Annotated in this window: 14 protein-coding genes and 1 tRNA gene; 9 read left to right on the forward strand and 6 right to left on the reverse strand. The window is 68.8% G+C overall.

Annotation, left to right across the window (positions count from 1 at the left end):
- Positions 1-47 precede the first annotated feature (47 nt).
- Entirely contained in the window at positions 48-509 is a 462-nt protein-coding gene (locus tag HNV26_RS29220) for a DUF2721 domain-containing protein (protein ID WP_171442195.1), read from the forward strand.
- A gap of 6 nt (positions 510-515) precedes the next feature.
- Here HNV26_RS29220 and HNV26_RS29225 read toward each other — a convergent pair whose 3' ends face one another.
- Genes HNV26_RS29225 through HNV26_RS29235 form a run of 3 tightly spaced genes read right to left on the reverse strand, consistent with a single transcriptional unit; the run spans position 516 to position 4,022 of the window.
- Positions 516-1,355 (reverse strand): slipin family protein, encoded by an 840-nt coding sequence (locus HNV26_RS29225; RefSeq protein ID WP_171442194.1) that lies wholly within the window; start codon positions 1,353-1,355, stop codon positions 516-518.
- Positions 1,355-2,710 (reverse strand): NfeD family protein, encoded by a 1,356-nt coding sequence (locus HNV26_RS29230; protein ID WP_171442193.1) that lies wholly within the window; start codon positions 2,708-2,710, stop codon positions 1,355-1,357. The genes HNV26_RS29225 and HNV26_RS29230 overlap by 1 nt, the downstream gene beginning before the upstream one ends.
- Position 2,711: 1 nt before the next feature.
- Positions 2,712-4,022 carry a glycosyltransferase gene (locus HNV26_RS29235; protein ID WP_171442192.1) on the reverse strand — a complete coding sequence of 437 codons (1,311 nt, stop codon included), beginning with the start codon at positions 4,020-4,022 and terminating at the stop codon, positions 2,712-2,714.
- A 213-nt stretch (positions 4,023-4,235) separates the two neighbouring features.
- On the opposite strand from HNV26_RS29235, the gene HNV26_RS29240 reads away from it, so the two are divergent.
- Together HNV26_RS29240 and HNV26_RS29245 are read left to right on the forward strand one after the other, a co-directional pair.
- A complete protein-coding gene (locus HNV26_RS29240; protein WP_171442191.1) occupies positions 4,236-4,454 on the forward strand; it encodes a hypothetical protein in 219 nt (72 codons plus the stop codon).
- A gap of 100 nt (positions 4,455-4,554) precedes the next feature.
- A complete protein-coding gene (locus tag HNV26_RS29245; protein ID WP_171442190.1) occupies positions 4,555-6,153 on the forward strand; it encodes an amidohydrolase in 1,599 nt (532 codons plus the stop codon).
- Positions 6,154-6,170: 17 nt separating this feature from the next.
- On the opposite strand, the gene nhaR is transcribed toward HNV26_RS29245, so the two are convergent.
- Complete coding sequence (gene nhaR, locus HNV26_RS29250) at positions 6,171-7,070, reverse strand: transcriptional activator NhaR (protein ID WP_171442189.1); 900 nt, start codon at positions 7,068-7,070, stop codon at positions 6,171-6,173.
- A gap of 117 nt (positions 7,071-7,187) precedes the next feature.
- Between nhaR and HNV26_RS29255 the strand changes: the two genes are divergently transcribed.
- Together HNV26_RS29255 and HNV26_RS29260 are read left to right on the forward strand one after the other, a co-directional pair.
- Positions 7,188-7,982 carry a sigma-70 family RNA polymerase sigma factor gene (locus HNV26_RS29255; RefSeq protein ID WP_171442188.1) on the forward strand — a complete coding sequence of 265 codons (795 nt, stop codon included), beginning with the start codon at positions 7,188-7,190 and terminating at the stop codon, positions 7,980-7,982.
- 88 nt (positions 7,983-8,070) lie between these two features.
- Positions 8,071-8,143 (forward strand) — tRNA-Phe (locus HNV26_RS29260).
- Between the two features lie 182 nt (positions 8,144-8,325).
- Here HNV26_RS29260 and HNV26_RS29265 read toward each other — a convergent pair.
- Both HNV26_RS29265 and HNV26_RS29270 read right to left on the reverse strand, forming a co-directional pair.
- A complete protein-coding gene (locus HNV26_RS29265; RefSeq protein WP_216612826.1) occupies positions 8,326-12,162 on the reverse strand; it encodes a DEAD/DEAH box helicase family protein in 3,837 nt (1,278 codons plus the stop codon).
- 19 nt (positions 12,163-12,181) lie between these two features.
- Entirely contained in the window at positions 12,182-12,925 is a 744-nt protein-coding gene (locus HNV26_RS29270; protein WP_171442186.1) for a phospholipase D family protein, read from the reverse strand.
- A gap of 202 nt (positions 12,926-13,127) precedes the next feature.
- On the opposite strand from HNV26_RS29270, the gene HNV26_RS29275 reads away from it, so the two are divergent.
- From HNV26_RS29275 to HNV26_RS29290, 4 genes are all read left to right on the forward strand, one after another.
- Positions 13,128-13,673 (forward strand): hypothetical protein, encoded by a 546-nt coding sequence (locus HNV26_RS29275; protein WP_171442185.1) that lies wholly within the window; start codon positions 13,128-13,130, stop codon positions 13,671-13,673.
- 101 nt (positions 13,674-13,774) lie between these two features.
- The gene (locus HNV26_RS29280; RefSeq protein WP_171442184.1) at positions 13,775-15,184 is read left to right on the forward strand and encodes a M16 family metallopeptidase; all 1,410 of its coding nucleotides are present in this window, start codon (positions 13,775-13,777) and stop codon (positions 15,182-15,184) included.
- A complete protein-coding gene (locus HNV26_RS29285; protein WP_171442183.1) occupies positions 15,181-16,641 on the forward strand; it encodes a M16 family metallopeptidase in 1,461 nt (486 codons plus the stop codon). The genes HNV26_RS29280 and HNV26_RS29285 overlap by 4 nt, the downstream gene beginning before the upstream one ends.
- A gap of 266 nt (positions 16,642-16,907) precedes the next feature.
- Positions 16,908-18,422, forward strand: coding sequence for a hypothetical protein (locus tag HNV26_RS29290; protein ID WP_366817051.1), 1,515 nt, complete (start codon positions 16,908-16,910; stop codon positions 18,420-18,422).
- Positions 18,423-18,429: the final 7 nt, after the last annotated feature.

Genomic DNA, 18,429 nt, shown 5'->3' on the forward strand with positions numbered 1-18,429 from the left:
GAGCGGGGGTGTTGCGCCAGCCGGGGTGGGGTGGAACAGAGGAGGGCATGAATGGCGTCGCGGAAGTCGTGGACCTCTCTTCCATCCGGCTCATCGGCACGGCGGTGACGCCCGCGGTGATGGTGTCGGCGTGTGGCATCGTGGCGACGGGGTTGGACAACCAGATTGCGCGCATGACGGCGCGCATCCGGGAGATGGTGCGCGAGTGGCGTCTGCTGCCGGAGGGGCACGCCCGGCGCGCGGTGCTGCGCCAGGAGGTCGCCATCCTGGACCGGCGGCACGCCATCCTCGCCCGAGCGATTGCCTTCACCTACACGGCGCTGCTGGCCTTCGTGATGACGTCGCTGCTGTACCTGACGAAGCGGCAGACGCAGCTGCCCGAGGCCCTGCCGGTGGTGTCCTTCTCGGTGGGCGTGTTGCTGCTGGGCGCGACGGCGCTGCTCGTGCTGGCGTCGCTGCGGCTGAGCCGGCGGGCCATCAAGCTGGAGCGGCAGGAGCTCTTCGACTAGCGGCTGTCAGGACAGGCCTCCCGCGGGAGGGCCCTCTTCCTCATCCTCGGTGTATCGCTGGTCTTCATATCCATCGTCGGCCTGCTCCATGCGGGCCTTCACGCCGCTGAGCGTGCGCAGCAGGTCGAGCGGGATGGGCAGGATGGTGTGGTTGCCACCGGTGGTGATTTCCACCAGCGTCTGGAGGTAGCGGAGCTGGAGGGTGGCCGGGTAGCGGCCAAGGACCTTGGCGGCCATGGAGAGCTTCTCGGCGGCCTGGTGTTCGCCCTCGGCGGCGATGATTTTCGCGCGGCGCTCGCGCTCGGCCTCGGCCTGCCGCGCGATGGCCCGCTGCATCTCCGCGGGCAGGTCGATGTGCTTCACCTCCACGTTGGACACCTTGACGCCCCACGGGTCGGTGCGCGCATCGAGCACCTGCTGAATCTCGTGGTTGATGCGCTCCCGCTCGGAGAGGAGCTGGTCCAGCTCCACCTGGCCCAGGATGGAGCGCAGCGTCGTCTGGGCGAGCTGGCTGGTGGCATAGAGGTAGTCCTCCACCTGGAGCACGGCCTTGTCGGCGTGGATGACGCGGAAGTAGACGACGGCGTTGACCTTCACGCTGACGTTGTCCCGGGTGATGACGTCCTGTGGAGGCACGTCGCGGGCCACGGTGCGCAGGTCGATGATGACCATGCGCTCCACGAAGGGGATGAGCCAGCGGAAGCCCGCGCGCTTGAGGCCCACGAAGCGCCCGAGCCGGAACACCACGCCGTTCTGGTACTCGTTGACGATGCGCACCCCTGACAGGAAGAGCAGGAACAGGATGGCGACGGGGATGAGCACTCCGAACAGTCCGGTCAGTTGCATCAGGTCGGTACCTCATCGACGAAGAGGGTGAGTCCTTCCATGCCCCGCACCACGATGTGTGCGCCGGAGCGGATGGGCGCGGTGGACGTGGCGTGCCAGCGCTCTCCATGAACGAACACCTCGCCGCTCTCCGGTGTCACGGGGGCCAGGGCGGTGCCTCGCTCACCCACCAGCCCCAGGTCGCCACCCCGCTGGGGGAGCCGCCGCGTCTGCGCGCTCCGGTAGACGACGTAAGCCGCCGCACCTCCCAGCGCCACGGTGGTGGGCACCAGCCACGTCCACGACACCTGGAAGGAGTGGTCCATGAACCACTCCGGGTCGAACCGGTCCACGAGGAACAGTCCGCCCAGGCCCAGCAGCAACACGCCCACGGCGCCGAGCAGCCCACTGGTGACGAACAGCTCCGCGACGATGAGGACCACGCCCGCGAACATCAGCAGCACCGCGCCCGCGCGAACCGGCAGCGCGGAGGACGCCACCAACGCCAGGACCAGCGCCACCACGCCGATGAGCCCCGGGGCGATGGCGCCTGGATGTGACAGCTCCACCACCAGCCCCAGCGCGGCCACCAGGAACAGCAGGTAGACGATGGCGGGATTGGCGAGTGCGTGCACGGTGCGCTGGGACAGCGTGGGCTCCAGCGTGACGATGTGCGCATCCCGGCTGGAGAGCCGCACGGACTCGCCACCCGCCACCGTCACCTGCCGTCCGTCCGCCTGCGCGAGGAAGTCCGCCTCGGTGGGCGTCACGTATTCCACCACGCGCAGTGCCCGCGCGTCGTCCGCGGACACGCTGACGCTGTCACGCACGGCGGAGGCGGCCCACTGCACATTGCGGCCCCGCTGCTGGGCGATGCTCTCCGCGAACGCGACGGTGTCGTTCTCCACCTTGCGAGCCATCTGCTCCCCGCCCACGGCTTCCGGGGACTGGCCGGAGGGGCCCACCACCGGATGCGCGGCCCCGATGTTGGTCCCCGGCGCCATGGCCGCGACGTTGGATGCCAGCGCGATGAAGACGCCCGCGCTGCCCGCGTGTGCGCCGGAGGGGCCGACCCAGACGAGCACCGGGACAGGTGACGCGAGGAAGGCCCGGACGATGTGGCGCGTGGCCTCCAGCGAGCCACCGGGGGTGTCCAACCGAACGAGCAACGCGTCATGTCCCGCGGCCGTGGCGCGCGCCACGCAGTCGGACAGGTAGCCGCCGGTGCCGGCATCGACCACGCCCTCCAGGTCGCAGCGAGCCACGGTGGGCTGGCCGTTCCTCGTGGGGGCATCGGCCGCGGACGCGAGCAGCCCCGCCATGAGGACACACAGGAGTGCGGGGGCCGCGAATCGCCAGCGTGCCCTTTGGTGCATCTCACACCCCCTGGAGGCAGGCCGGGTTGAAGGAGACGGGGACGATGCCGCGCGGCGGCAGGGGGCGCACGGCCGCCAGGTGCTTGAGCAGTCGCAGGTGGTCCATGAGCAGCCGGGGCATGAGGAAGTGCTGGCGCACGTGCTCATGTCCACGCGCGCCCAACAGGTGGGCCTCGTCGGGACGGCGGAGCAGGTGGAGCATGGCCTCGGCGCATTCCTCCACGGTGTCCACGAGGGCGCCGCCAGTGCCCTCTGGCAGTTGCATGGGAATGCCGCCCGCGCGGCCACCGACGACGGGCGTGCTCTTCCACAGCGTCTCCGCGACGACGAGCCCGAAGCCCTCGCGCAGGGACTTCTGGACGACGACGTCGGAGACGGCCTGAAGCGCGTTGACCTCGATGTTCCCCACGCCCACCAGGTTGGTGAGGATGTGGATGAGGCTGTCGCCCGCGGTGGCGGCGCGGAGCTCCTCGTACACATCCCAGCCCTCCGGGTCATCCAGAGCGAGTGAGCCCGCGAGCGCGAGCTGGAGGTCGGGGACGTGGGGACGCACGCGCTGGTAGGCGCGGACGACGCCGAGCGGGTCCTTCCAGCGGTCGAAGCGGCTGACCTGGGTGACGAGCGGCCGGTGGGTGCGGATGCCAATCCACTCCAACACGTCGCGCGCGAGGGCCTCCGGCAGGGGGTGATTCTTGGGACTGAGCGGGTCGATGGCGGGCGGGTAGATGCGGACGTCGGCAATGGGGAGTTGCGGTGGAATGAACTCCCGCATGGTGAAGATGGCGGCGTCGTAGGCGTGCAGGTAGGGCGACAGGAAGTCCCAGAAGGTGGGGTTGGGGTGCGAGGTATCGATGTGGCAACGCCATATCCAGCGCGCGTCGAGATGGGGACTGAGCGCGGCGAGCACGGCGGGCTGCGGGTCGTGGACGAAGACGAAGTCGTAGTTCTCCGAATTCGTGACCAGCCGGCGGGCATTGAGCTGGGCGTTGGCCAGGTAGGTGGCCTTCTCGGGCTCGGTGAGTTCGCCGGGAGCGCCTTGCAGGCCGTTGTGGATGCGCTTGGTGACCTGGAAGAAGGTGTCGTCGCCGTGGATGAGCTTCCAGTCCGTGACGATGCCCAGGTCGTTGTAGAGCGGGACCAGGGAGCGGAGGATTTCGGAGACGCCGCCGCCGTAGGGCGTGGAGCTCAGGTGCATGCACCGGGCGCCGCGCAAGTCCTCGGAGAGCCAGTGCAGTTCGTCGAGGATTTCGTCGGGAGCAATCCCACGATAGGTGGCAAGCGAACGCTTGCCGGTGTCCACGACGTCCAGCATGGCCTCGGCCTCCCAGGTGAACGCTCCAGGCAACGGTGCGCATGGGAAGCCGCATCATCCGCGCCGCGTGGCTGCCGGGCTGCTGTCCGGGACCGGGGGCAGGCGCCCGAAGGTGTGTTCGGGCATCCGCTGGTGGACGTTCGTTGTCGTCGACAGATTGTCGATGGAGGGCACGCTCCCTCGGGGCCGTCCGCAACTCGATAAGGAGGCTACATGCGTCGTGCCGTTCTCATCGCCCTGGGCGTGGCAGTTGCTGCGCCCGCTTGCAAGACCACGCAGCCCGAAGGAACGGAGGACCGTCAGCCCCTGATGGGCCCGGACCAGGTTCGCGAGCCCGTGCAGACCGTGCCGGATACCCCCGCGGGCCCCGCGACGCCCCTGCCGGAGACCGACGCGGGCACGCCGGAGACGCAGGAGACGCCGGCGGAGTAGCTCGCGCCCGGACGGTTTTCGTCGCCACACGCGTGACAGTGACAGCGCATCCAGATTTCCGCACAGTTCGCATCCGGAGCGGCACGCGGAAGGAGTCACGGTGCAGGCGACAGTCTACCTGGCGGAGCGGGTCTGGACGTTGGATGCGGCGCGGCCACGGGCCCAGGCGCTGGCGGTGCGGGACGGGCGGCTGCTGGCCGTCGGGACTCGCGCAGAAGCGGAGGCCGCCGCGGGCCCGACTGCGCGCCGGGTGGACCTGGGGGCGGCCACCGTGGTGCCGGGCCTCGTGGACGCGCACGCGCACATCCACGGACTGGGCCGGAGCCTGACGACGGTTCGGCTGGAGAAGGCGGGTTCGGTGGATGAGGCCATCCGCCGGCTGACCGAGGCATCCGCCTCCAGCTTCCAGGGAGACTGGTTGCTGGGAAGAGGGTGGGACCAGAACGAGTGGCCCGGTGGCGCCTTCCCGGACCGCGCGGAACTGGACGCGCGCTTCCCTTCGACGCCCGTGTTCCTCACCCGGGTGGACCACCACGCGGCGTGGGTGAATGGCGAGGCACTGCGGCGCGCTGGAATCACCCGCGACACGCCGGACCCGGAGGGCGGCCGCATCCTCAAGGACGCGCACGGCGAGCCCACGGGCGTGCTGGTGGATAACGCCATGGACGTGGTCGCCGCCGCGATGCCTCCGCCTTCCAGGGCGCAGCTGGAGACTCGGCTGCGGGCCGCGCTGACCCGGTGCGCGCAGGTGGGGCTGACTGGCGTGCACGACGCGGGCATGGAGTGGGATGCCTTTCGCGTGCTCCAGGCATGGGATGCCGCGGGCACGCTGCCTCTGCGCGTCTATGCGATGGCGGCGGGCCAGGGGGACGAGCGACACGCGTATCTCGAGCAGGGGCCGTGGCAGGGGCGGATGCTGACGATGCGCTCGGTGAAGTTCCTGGCCGACGGTGCGCTGGGGAGCCGGGGCGCGGCGCTGCACGACGACTACTGCGACGAGCCGGGGCAACAGGGCCTGCTGTTGCTGCCTCCCGAGGAGCTCGCCTCTCGCGCCCAGGCCTTCATGTCCCGGGGCTTCCAGGTATGCATCCACGCCATTGGAGACCGTGCCAATACCTTGGTGCTGGACGTGCTGTTGCGCGGCGCCGAGGCGACGGGCACGCAGGCGCTGCGGCATCGCGTGGAGCACGCGCAGATTCTCCGGCGCGAAGACATCCTCCGCCTGGGTGCCGCCGGGCTGGTGGCGAGCGTGCAGCCCACCCATGCGACCAGCGACATGCCGTGGGCGGAGTCCCGGCTGGGCCGCGAGCGGCTCAAGGGCGCCTATGCCTGGCGCAGCCTTCGCGACGCGGGAGCGCACCTGGCGCTGGGCAGTGACTTCCCCATCGAGAATCCGGACGTGCTGGCGGGGCTGTACGCGGCGCGCACGCGCCAGGACGCGGCCGGCTGGCCCGAGGCCGGCTGGATGCCGGAAGAGCGGCTGTCGGCGCGCGAGGCGCTGGAGGGCTTCACCACCGGGCCCGCCTGGGCGTCCTTCGACGACGCCCGGCGCGGCAGGCTGGCTCCGGGGCTGGACGCCGACTTCGTGGCGCTGTCGGAGGATCCGCTGGAGGGGCCGGCCTCTGCGTTGGTGAAGGCGCAGGTCCTCGCCACCGTGGTCGCGGGCGCGGAGGTGTACCGCGCGCCATCGCTGGCCTGAGCGCGGCGCCTTGGGGCTCACTCGCCGAAGATGTGCGAGCGCGCCGCCTCGGCGATGGTGACGACCGCGGGGTGGCGAATCTTCCTCTCGACAGTGATGGCGTAGAAGCAGGTCTCGATTTCTTCGGTGCGCCCGATGACGGAGCAGTTGAACTGACGCTCCACCTCGGCCTCGATGGCGCTGGGCATGGCGAAGACCCCGTGCCCGCGCTGGCCGAAGGCCTGGAGCAGCGCACTGTCATCGAAGTCGCCCGCGATGACGGGGCGCAGGCCCTTGCGCTCGAACCACAGGTCCATGGAGCGGCGCGCGGAGGACTCGACTGATGGCAGCAGCACGGGCGCGCCATCCAACGACTGAGGGAAGTTCTCCTTGAGCTCGACCAGCCTCCCCGCCGCGAAGAAGGACACGCCGCACTTGCCGAGCAAGTGGTTGAACGAGCGCACGCTCACCGGCTCCGAGCTGGGGGCATCCGCGAGCACCACGTCCAACTCGTGCAGGGCCAGCGAGGCGAGCAACTGCGGCAAGGGCCCTTCGCGGCAGATGATGCGCAGCGACGGGCCTGCTTCGAGCGCGGGCTTGAGGAGCTGTTCGGCCACCAGCTTGGGGATGACGTCGAGCACGCCGACGTTGAGCCGCAGTTGCTGCCCGGGCGGCAGGCCGGAGACGACGTTCTTCAGCTCGTTCCCCAGGCGGAAGATCTCGTCCGCATAGCGCATCACCGTGCGGCCCACGTCCGTGAGCACCAGCTTGCGGCCCTGGCGCTCGAACAGCTTGTGGCCCAGCGACTCCTCCAGGAGCTTGAGCTGGCTGCTGATGGTGGGCTGCGCCAGGTGCAGCTCCTCGCCTGCCTTGGCGATGCTGCCCGCCCTCGCAACCGTCCAGAAGTACAGGAGGTGATGGTAGTTGAGCCAGCTCATATCTATAGAGATAGTCGAAGTGTTGCCGTCAAACTACCTAATTTTCTTATGGCGTCCCGGCCTTTAGTTTCCTCTGCGTCGCGCCGCCGTGTGGGCGCGCCCAACCGGAGGAGGTCCATGGAAGCCATCAACCTGAACGCGTCCTTTGAATCCCCTGAGCTCGTGGTTCCGGCCGAGGTCGCTGAAGCGCGCGTCCGTGGGCACCTGAAGTTGGTGCGGCGGTTGGCGTGGAAATACCGGTGGACTGGCCTGTCGATGGAAGAGCTGGTGGCGGAAGGCAACGTTGGGTTGATGGAAGCCGCGGGACGTTTCGAGGAACGTGGGGTGCCGTTCGCGGCCTATGCCAGCCAGTGGATCCGTGCGCGCATCCGCGCCTACGTGGGCCGCAACTGGAGCATGGCGGGCGGCCGGGCGCCGTGGGTGGTGTTCCAGCTCCGGAGGGAGCGGTCGCGGCTGGAGGCCCGGTGGGGGGAGGGCCACCCGGAGGTGGAGAAGCGTCTGGCCCAGGCCTTGGGGAAGCGGGAGGACGAGGTGGCGCTCGCCATGGAGGCGCTGTCGCGGGACGTGTCGCTGGACGCGCCGGTGTCTCCGGACTCGGAGGCCACGCGGCTGGAGGGGCTGATGGCGGATGCCGACTCGCAGGAGGACCAGGTGGACCGGGCGAAGTGGGCGCGGCGGCTCCGGGCGAGCGTGGACGCGGCCTGGCCGGAGCTGGATGCCCGGGAGCGCGCGCTGGTGGAAGAGCGGATGCTGGCGGAGGACGGGGTGAGCGCGGAGCTGCTGGCGCGCCGCTTCGGGGTGACGGCGGTGCGTATCCGGCAGATCGAACAGGGCCTGCGGGTGAAGCTGCGCCACAGGCTGACGGCCGGTCTCACGTCCTGGGACGGGGAGGCGATGTCCCTGGCGGCCTGACGCCTGCCTGCCCGGGTGGCGGAGAATGCTGTTGACGGAGGAGGGAGGGGCTCGCTATGAAGGCGCCGTTCCGCGCGGTGCCTCTTACGCCCAGGTAGCTCAGTCGGTAGAGCAGGGGATTGAAAATCCCCGTGTCGGTGGTTCGATTCCGCCCCTGGGCACTTAGCGGAGATGAAGGCCTCTGGACTCCAAGTCCAGAGGCCTTTGTCGTTTGGGGCGTCGTGCATCACGGCTCCAGGGTGGTGCCCAGCTCGCGGCCCGGGAATCGCTTGCGCGGGTGGTCCGGCCCTTCCTGTGCGTGACGGAGCGTGTCCTCGGCGGCCCCCCGCGCCTGGACGGAGGCTCACCCGGACCTGGGGGACTCCAGGGCCCATCGGTCTTCATCGTCTCGCCAGACAGCGACTCCCTGGAAGGTCCAGCCACCGGACGTGGTCTCTTGTGTGAACACGAAGGCTGTTTCACTGGGGTGGGGGTCTGGGACGCGCAGCGCCAGGCGGCCGGGTGAGGTGAAGGCTTGCGCGTCCTGGATGAACAGGAACAGGTGTCCTTCATGGCGCCCCGTTCTGGGCGCCGTGCTCAATCCGAAGTGGGAGCTGAGCTGCTCCTCCGTGAGCGTCGTGCCCGGAGGAGGTGCCAGCCGTTCGGGTGGAATGACCTCGACGACCAGGGCGATGGGAGAGGTCGCTTCACCAGCCCGGAAGGACTCACGCAGGGGGTTGTCGGAGCGGAGCAGCCAGTGTCCGTCTTGCCGGACGAGCCGCTTCACCTGGTAGCGGAAGCCTGTGATGGGGTCGGGGACCTGGACGAGGGCCACCCTCCCATCCAGGGGCCCCGCCCCCGCGGCTTTCGTGTCGCGCATCACCAGCCAGTCTCCATCGCGGATGGGGTGCGCGCCTCCGTCCATGGAATCACCGGACGCGCGCACCGCGAACAGCCCTTCGCCTTGCGCTCGGCTCGGAAGGCGGACCTTCGCCGCTTCCGGGGCCTGGTTGATTGAGATGGGGTGCTCCACGGCGCCCGCGGCCGCGCGCAGGCTGGGAAATGCGACCAGTGTCCCCCAGGGCGCGAGGGGGCTCGGCTCGGCCTGGGCCGGGGCCGCGCTCCACCCTTGAGGGCCGAGCGTGAACCGGACGCGAAACGCCGTGCCTGGCATTCCCGCGGTGGGGCCAAACCATTGGCGCAAGAGGTCCGGCAGTTGATTCTGTTTCGCGCCATCGGGGCGCGCGACGTTGACGGCAATCTTCACGAAGTCGAAATGCCAGCACGCTCCATCGTCGAGCCGGACCGCTGTCGTTCCCAGGGGCAGGTCCGAGCGCGCACTTCGTTCCGGGAGCTTGAGGATGGGGCCCCGGCTGTTCGAGATGACCCTCGCATCAAAGGCGGAGTCCTGCGCCTGCGCCTGTTGGCGGCGCCGATACTGTGCGAGCCGATAGTCCACCAACTCGCGAGTCATGGCCTCGAAGGACTTCTGGGGCGATGGGGCCATGGGCAGGCGAGGGATGAACCGCTCTTCCTCGACGCGGAACCACCTCCCGCCCTTCGTCCACGCCTCAATGGGGTTCGACTTCCAGTACGTGAAGAACCGGGCGGGATTCGGGAGCCGTGGGTCGCCCAGGGCCTTGACCGCTTCGAGGTCCCGGAGCAACTCGGGGGAGCGTTGGAGAATGGCCAGGCATCGCCGGGCAAGCTCGGGCAGCGGCAGCCCCTGTTCCAGGGCATCGGCTTCGAGCAGTGCTTCCAGTACGACCATCTTGAAGCACTGGCTCATGTTCGTGAGCTCGAGCTCCTTGAACCAGTCGCGGCCTGCGTCGAGGCTCCGCGCTTCGTCGGCTGTCAGGTCGCCCTCCGACCTCACGAAATCGAACCAACCCAGGTGCGCCTTGCGCAGCGTCGCGGGGGAGTACCCACGACGATAGAGCTCTCCAAGGGTGGGTCGCAGCCCCCGCGCGTCGCGCAGCTCGCGGTAGACACGCTCGACCTCTTGCCCTCCTCCGGAGAGGAAGTGCCGCAGCATCTCCTTGGCTTCGAGCTCCACTTCCACGGTGCAGCCAGCAGGCAGCGCGGGCTGTCGGTCCGAGGTGAGAAAGTCACGCAGGGAGACCGGAGGCTTGCCCACGGCCAGCAGTGTTCGGAGCCGGTCGAGAAACAGCCGGTGATTTCCGACGAAGTCGATGAGGATGACCCGCTCTTTTCCCTCGGCCTTTCGCAGCCCTCGCCCGAGCTGCTGGAGGAACACCACGGGGGACTCCGTGGGGCGCAGCATCACCACGCGGTCGATGCTCGGGACGTCGACGCCTTCGTTGAACAGGTCCACTGCGCAGATGGCATCCAGCGTGCCATTCGCGAGCTGGCGCAGCGACTGGGCACGGTCCGCCGAGCCAGCCCCGGCGTGGACGGCCACGGCGCGAATCCCCTGGTCTCCCAGCCATTGCCGGACGAAGTGGGCATGGGAGATGGAGCAGCAGAACACGAGCGTGCGTTTGGCGGGATGCTTCTGCCACGCACTCCACAGTGTCCGCATGCGTGCTTCCGTCTCAACCGCCTGGGTCAGCAGCGCCACGTCGAAGCGGCGGCTCTTCCAGGGGATGTTCTCGTAGGGCACCGTGTCCTTGAGCCCGAAGTACTCGAACGGTGCGAGCAGTCCCTCCTGGATGCCTTCTCCAAGGTCCGAGCGCCAGGCGAGGTGGTCATCGAAGAGGCCGAGCACATCGCCCTCGTCGGCGCGCTCCGGTGTCGCCGTGAGCCCGAGCAGGAACGCGGGCTCCAGGCAGGCGAGGATGGACCGGTAGCTCGCCGCCGTGGCGTGGTGGACCTCGTCCACGATGACGTAGTCGAACGCGGCCGCGAGGCGGAGCGCGTGAAGGTCTTGTGTCCGCGAGAGCTTCTGCACCGAGGCGAAGACCACGTCGCCCGCGAGCTGCGCGCGTTGACCCACGTACCAGCCGAAGCGGAGGTGCGGCTGCTGGCGACGGAATGTCTCCGCCGCCTGGACGAGAAGTTCTTCCCGGTGCGCGAGGAACAGCACGCGGCTTGTTCGTCCCCGCTCCTGGCTGAACTGTTCCACGTCGAGCGCCGCGAGCAGGGTCTTTCCCAGGCCCGTTGCGAGGACCACCAGGGCGCGTTGCCGGCCCTCTCGCCGACCGCGCGCGAGCGCACCGAGCGCCTGACGCTGCAGGCTGTGTGGTTCGCGACGGGGCAAGGGGGCTTCAGGTTCCGTCTCACCTGCCGGGAGGCGCAGTCGGGCCGCCAGTGCGCGGCGCGCGTACTGCTCGACCCATTCCGCATCCAAAGGGGATGCCCGGCGCCACCAGTCCTCGAAGGATTCCACCACTTCGGTCCAGGCCCGCGGGTCCCGGTTGCGCTCGACGCGCAGGTTCCACTCGACGCCCGTCTTCAAGGCGGCGCGAGAGATGTTGCTCGAGCCGACATAGGCCACCGCGAGTCCGGCGCCCAGGAAGCGCCAGGACTTCGGGTGGAAGGACGCGAGGCGGAGCTTCTCCACCTCCACGACGCGGGCTTCGAAACGGCCACGGCCTGGCTCCGCCTGGAGCGCGGCACTCTCTTCCATCCAGTCGAGCAGGCGTCGTAGCGCCTCCGCCTGGGTGATGGCGAGATAGTCCCCCGTGAGGATGCGAACCGTCGCGCCCCGGGCAAGCGCGGCTTCAACGGGCTCGCGCAGCAGCTCCAGTCCGCTGTCCTGTACGAAGGCCGCCAGTGCTGAAATGTCCACCGCCTCCGCGAACAGCGGCTCCAGGTGATGCAGGAACGGGTCGTCAATTCCTCCCGTGGCCAGGGGCTTGTTTCGCCCGGTGAGGTAGTTGCCTTTGTCTGGAATGACGTGCCGGACTCCGCCGCGAGGGTCGTCCATGTCTCCCTGGAAGCGAGGGATGACGTGTACATGCAGGTGGAGCACCGTCTGGCCGGCCGCCGCGCCCACGTTGATGCCGATGTTGTACCCGTCTGGATGCAGCTCGCCATCCAGCCCGCGCTTCACCTCGTCCACCAGTTCGAAGAGGGCGCGCTGCTCCTCTGCCGTGGCATCGAACCAGGTCGCGACCTGCCGCCGGGGAATCACCAGCGTGTGTCCCGGACTCACCGGGAAGCCATCCCGGATGGCGAAAGCGAACGTGTTGGCCGCGACCCACTGCGATTCAGGGACCGACAGGAACGGGGAGATCATCGGCACGGGGCGCTGAAGGCTACCTGAACATTCCGTAGCACTTACTGCACAGGGGCTTGTTCTTGCTGGCGGCGAAGTCCATGCCGCAATGGTGGCAATGGTTGTCTTCGTAGGTGGGGTCGCTGTATCGGCGCCAGACGTTGAAGTCGCTGTCGCAGTAGGGCCTCTCCGGGTTGAAGCCGATTGCGTCGCGGCAGCGGATGCAGAATCCCTGCGTGGCGTGCCGGGGGACGGACGTGGCGCTCCTGCGACGCGGCTCGGTGGCCGGCTTGAGTGGGACTTCCTTTCGGTGCGGAGTGATTTCGCTCTCGATGAACTCGCTGATTCTCACGTACTCGGCGCGACCGGCTGAGATGCAGATGCCGACTTCAATGCTGTTGTTGAAGGAAGACTCAATGAGGTTGAGCGACGTGATGAGTGCGTGGCGTTCGGAGAAGTAGAGCTTGGCGTGCAGGTCCCTGACGACGAACAGGCGCATGCCCGCTTGCATGAGGCTGACCAGGAGTTCCACGCCTTGCTGTGAGGGGCCCCGTGTGCTCTCGTCACCCTCGCGGATGACCAGGGTCACGGCCACCTCCCGTTCGAGGGCCTGACGAATCCTACGCTCAATGTCTCGCAGTTTCTCGATGCTGACGTAGGGACTGATCAACGTGACGTGCTCTTGGGCTTCATCGATGAGGCCGTGAAGTCGGCGGACCGTGTCGATTTTTCCCAGTACCTCAAGCGCATCGGCATCGCGTGAGCGAAAGAAGTTCTCGAACATGGGTAGGGCGGGGAATCAGGGGTAACGCACAGCGGCTTGAGACCCGTGGCCGCAGATGCTCTTGGAGTTCCTTGGCATACCAGTAATTCCAGGGCGCGAGAAAGGCGCCCGCGTTTCTCGTCCTTCCCGACGCTGCCCCACGATGCCGGGTGCACGGGCTGCCCGGAGCAGGGTAGAGAGGGAGTCGGAGGAGCGAAACACGATGGACGCGAACGCAGTGGCGGAGCTCGAGAAGGCGGGCGTGAAGGTGGACCAGCCCGAGCGCCTGTACGTGGCGGTGGAGTGGGACGCGGACGGCAAGCACGTGCGTCCGGTGGGGGAGCGCGTCCAGATTCGCGCGGGCGAGCAGCTGGCCCATGTGACGCTCAAGCCCATCACCCAGCTCTTCACCGGGGACGCGAAGCCCCCCAGCTTCGCCAAGGCGCCGCCGCTGGAGTACCAGCCCTTCTTCCTCCTCATCGAGGCCACCGCCGCCGGCTACTGCCGCGCCGTGCGCAACACCGAGACGGACCAGGAATTCGAGCGGCTCTACCGCCACCTCCTGCGCCGCCCCGACGGCACCGACCGCAACCCGCTCTTCTCGCACCTCCAGGGCGCCGTCCGGCTCTACATGTCCCTGCGCGACGTCAGCCAGGCGGAGTTCGAGGCCGTCATCCAGCGCCTCCACCAGTCCGCCAGGCACTTCCAGACGCACACGGGCAGCATCAACTACTTCCAGGAAGTGCTCCGCGAAGTGCTCGGCGCCTGAGCCGCCGCGTCATCCACCCCTCCTGGTCAACCCAGGAGGGCGGCACCTGGAATATCGTGCGCCGCCGCCCGTTCCCGGGCGCTCTTCCGACAGGAGCACGGATGTTCCGTCAGTCGTTACTCTGGACCTCGTGTCTGGCCCTGCTCGCCGGCCCCGTGGCCTGTGCGCAGACGCAGGGCGGCAAGCCGGTGGCGAAGTCCGCCGTGTCCGCCGCGCCCAGGCTCGGCGCCGGCATCGAGTCCCGCACCCTCAAGAACGGGCTCAAGGTCATCGTCTGGCCCGACCACGACATTCCCAATGTCGTCCTCTACAACTGGTTCCGCGTCGGCAGCCGGAACGAGTACCCCGGCATCACCGGCCTGTCCCACTTCTTCGAGCACATGATGTTCAACGGCGCGAAGAAGTACGGCCCCGGTGAGTTCGACCGCGTCATGGAGGCCAACGGCGGCGCCAACAACGCCTTCACCTCCGAGGACGTCACCGTCTACATGGACTGGTTCCCGCGCTCCGCGCTCGACGTCATCTTCGACCTCGAGGCCGACCGGCTCCAGCACCTGGCCATCGACCCCAAGGTCACCGAGTCCGAGCGCGGCGTCGTGTACTCGGAGCGCCGCTCCGCCATCGACAACGACAACATGGGCGCCCTGATGGAGCAGGTGCAGGCCACCGCCTTCGTGGCGCACCCGTACCAGTTCCCCGTCATCGGGTGGCCGTCCGACATCGAGTCGTGGCGCATCGAGGACCTCCAGCGCTACTACAAGACGTACTACGCGCCCAACAACGCCACGCTCATCTTCACCGGCGCCGTGACGCCCGCGGAGATCTTCGCGCTCGCGGAGAAGTACCTGGAGCCCATCCCCTCCCAGCCCGCGCCGGAGCCCGTCCGCACCAAGGAGCCCGAGCAGCAGGGAGAGCGCCGCATCGTCGTGAAGAAGCAGGCCCAGGCCCCGCTCATCCAGCTGGCCTACCACGGCATCTCCGGCAAGGACGCGGACGTGGAGGCGCTCACGCTGCTCCTGAGCATCCTCACCAACGGCGACTCCTCGCGGCTGCACCGCCGCCTCGTCGAGGAGGAGCGCGCCGCCCTCCGCGTCAACACCCACTTCAGCCCGGGCTTCGACCCGTCGCTCGTCTGGGTCTACGCGGACCTGCCGCCCGGTGCGGACGTCGCCAAGGTGGAAGGCCTGCTCACCGAGGAGCTGGCCCGCGTCGTCAAGGACGGCGTCAGCGACGCCGAGCTCAAGAAGGCGCGTAACATCACCCTGTCCCAGTTCTGGCGCAGCCTGGAGACCAACAACGGCCGAGGCCGCGCGTTGGGCGCCGCGGAGACGTTCCGCGGTGACTACCGCCAGCTCTTCGACGCGCCCGACCGCTATGAGCGCGTGACGCGTGACGACGTCCGCAAGGTCGCCGCGCGCATCTTCAACTCGCAGCGCCGCACCGTTGGCTGGCTCGTGCCCGCCGACGCGCAGGCAGCCACCCCCGACTCCCGCAAGGAGGCCTCGCGATGAGCGCCCCCCTCACCTGGAAGGCCGCGTTCACCACGCTGCTGCTGTCCTCCGTCCCCGCCGCGGCCCAGGGCTCCGCCGCTGCTCCAAAGGCCGCCGCGGCGGCTCCGGCGCAGCAGGGCGTGACGCTCCCCAAGGCCACCACCGTCACGCTGAAGAACGGCGCGAAGCTCCAGTTCGTGGAGCGCAAGGAGCTGCCGCTCGTCTCGTTCAGCGCGTGGGTGCGCGGCGGCGCCCTGGGCGACCCCGCTGGCAAGGAAGGCCTGGCCGCGCTCACCGGCGAGCTGTTGCAGAAGGGGGCCGGCGGCCGTGACGCGCGCCAGTTCGCCGAGGCCGTGGACGGCGTGGGCGGCGAGCTTCAGGTGGCCGCCAACCTGGAGGCCCTGGTCATCAGCGGCCAGTTCATGTCGCGCGACACCGGGCTGATGGTGGAGCTGCTCACCGACATGCTCACGCGCCCGCGCTTCGACGCGAAGGAGCTGGAGAAGGTCCGCGCGCGCAAGGCCTCCGAAATCGCCGCCGCGAAGGATGGCGACCCGCGCATGCTGATTGGCGCGTACTTCCAGGCCTTCCACTTCGCCGGGCACCCGTATGGCACGCCCGTCAACGGCAGCGAGGCGTCACTGCCCGGCCTGTCCCGCGAGGACGTGCTCGCGTACGCGAAGAACCACCTGGGCGCGGACCGGCTCATCCTGTCCGTGGTGGGTGACTTCGACGCGAAGGCGCTCGCGAAGAAGCTGGAGTCCTCGCTCGGCGGCTGGGCGCGCGCCGCCACGCCCGCGCCCACCGTGCCCGCAACCGCCGCCTCCAAGGGCCGGCGCGTGCTGCTGGTGGACAAGCCGGACGCCACCCAGACGTACTTCTGGATTGGCAACACCGGTATCTCCCGCGATGACCCGGACCGGGCCTCGGTGCGGGTCGCGGAGACGGTGTTCGGTGGACGCTTCACCTCGCTGCTCAACACGGAGCTGCGTGTGAAGTCCGGCCTCAGCTACGGCGCCAACTCCGTGTTCATCCGCCACACGCGTCCGGGGCCCGTCATCATCGCCTCGTACACGAAGACGGAGTCCACCGGCCGCGCCATCGACCTGGCGCTGGAGACGCTCGCCGGCTACCGGAAGTCCGGCATGGATGACGCCATGCTCGCCTCCGCGAAGTCGTATGTGCTGGGGCAGTTCCCGCCCACGCTGGAGACCGGGACGCAGGTGGCGGGCAAGCTGTCGGAGCTGGCCTTCTACGGCCTGGATGCCAGCGACGTGGATGGTTTCGCCAGCGCCGTCTCCGCCACGACCCGCGAGGGCGTGCACGGCATCATCCAGCGCAAGCTCCCCGCGCCGGAGGACCTCACCTTCGTCCTCATCGGCAAGGCGTCGGACATCCGGGAGGCGGCTCGCAAATACGGCGCCGTCACGGAGATGAAGATCTCCGACAAGCACTTCGCGCCGCCCGCGAAGCGCTGAGGCTCGCCGCGCACCGCCGGACATGGAGGTTGTCGGGCCGGCGGTGCCTTCGGGGCGGAATCCTCTGTCCCGAACGCAGCTCGTCTGGCCGCCCAGCAGGAGATGTCAGAGGCCCTCGGTAGGGTGCTCGGCGCTTCATCCTCCATGGGGGTCATATGCGTTTGCGTCACTGGTCGCTGCTGCTGGTGCCCACCTGTGCTGCCTGGCTTGGTTGTGCGGGTGGCGAACCAGGTTCCGCTTCGGATTTCGGCGACGGACAGTCGCCCGTGAGTTCGGACCGTCCCTCGGGCGACGGAACGGACGGAGCGGGCACGGACGAGCCGCGGTCCGACATCAGTGAGCCCGGTGATTCCGACGATGTGGTGCTGGTGACGCGGACCACGCGCTTCCACACGGCGGTGGGCGTCGCGGAGCGCCAGGAAGACCTCTCCGCGAATCCTCCTGAAATCTACGTCCCCTCCGGGAACACGTTCAGCGTCGTGTCGGGCTCGGCGTCTCCGGAAGGTTGGCGCTTCTCGGGCATCCCGTCCGGTGCGTACTACCTGCGAACGGGCAACAGCTTCGTCGTCACGTCCGCGCGCGCCGTCGACATTGGCAGCAACCGGCTGGGCCGTCCCGATACGGTCTTCAGTGATTGGTATGGGTCGCCCGCCCAGGTGAACCTCGTCAACCTGGCGCCATGGGTGCCATACGGAGGCGTGACGCAGCCGGGCTCGAGCCTGCAGGTCGCGTCCGCACAGGTGGACCTCTATGGCGGCGTGAATGTCTTCGACGAGGTGCTTGAAGGGCAGACGCACCTGCTCAGCAACAACGCGGAGATGTGGGTGAGCAGCGGCTATGCGCTGCCTGTCTTCGAGGCGGACCGGGGAGACCGTCTGTACGTGAGCCAGCACGGCCAGATGGACGCGGGGACGCTGCCGGACGGGACCCCGCTGGCATATTCGGCCCTGGTGCGCAGCGTGGAGATGGGGGCGTTCGACTTCGTCCCGGATGGCATCACCCCCATGCCGTTGACGGGCGTCATGCGCCCCGTGCCCATGACGGAGTTCCCCATCGAGTGGCGCCTGCCGGACTTCACCCGGTACGTACACGCGGTGCACCCGCTCGCGACGGCCAACTACCCCTCGTTCTTCGTCATGCCCGCGGCCCACGGCCTGAGCGACGGCTGGGTGGGGTACTCGGGGGAGGCGCTGTCCCTGATGTTTCCGCGGGGCACTTCGTTCAACTTCACCCGGCGCTTGTCGTACGGCAACCCGTTCCCATCCTCGTGGGAGATGGTGGGCGGAGCGCAGTACTCATTCCGCGTCCAAGCGGAAGTGCCGGGGGGCTCCGGGCTCTGGGCCTACCTGTCCGGCAGCATGTATACCTACGAGCGACTGGAGAGCCTCGTCGCCGGACCCATCCTGCCGCGCGTGTCTCCGCCGCGTGAGCTGACCATTGACGGCCTGCCCGCCAGTGACTCCCGTGAGGTGGGCTCCGCGAGTCCCGTCATCGCGTGGCTGCCTCCCTCGGTGGGGTCACCGGCCGCCTACCGGATTGCCATCTACCGGTTCCGGGAGGATTTCCGTACCAGCGTGCTGCATGGCAGCGTGACCGTGCCCGGCTCGCTCACCCAGGTGCGGCTGCCGCCCGGGACGCTGGCGCCAGGGGGCATCTACTACCTGCGTGTCTCGGCCGTGGAGGCTCCGTACTACGAGATGGAGCGCTTCCCGTTCAGCACCATGGACCGGTTGCCCCAGGCGCGCGCGGACACTCTCAGCTCGTTCTTCACCACGCCGTGAGGCGTGG

The organism is Myxococcus xanthus, from assembly GCF_013116825.1.
GTDB lineage: Bacteria > Myxococcota > Myxococcia > Myxococcales > Myxococcaceae > Myxococcus > Myxococcus xanthus_B.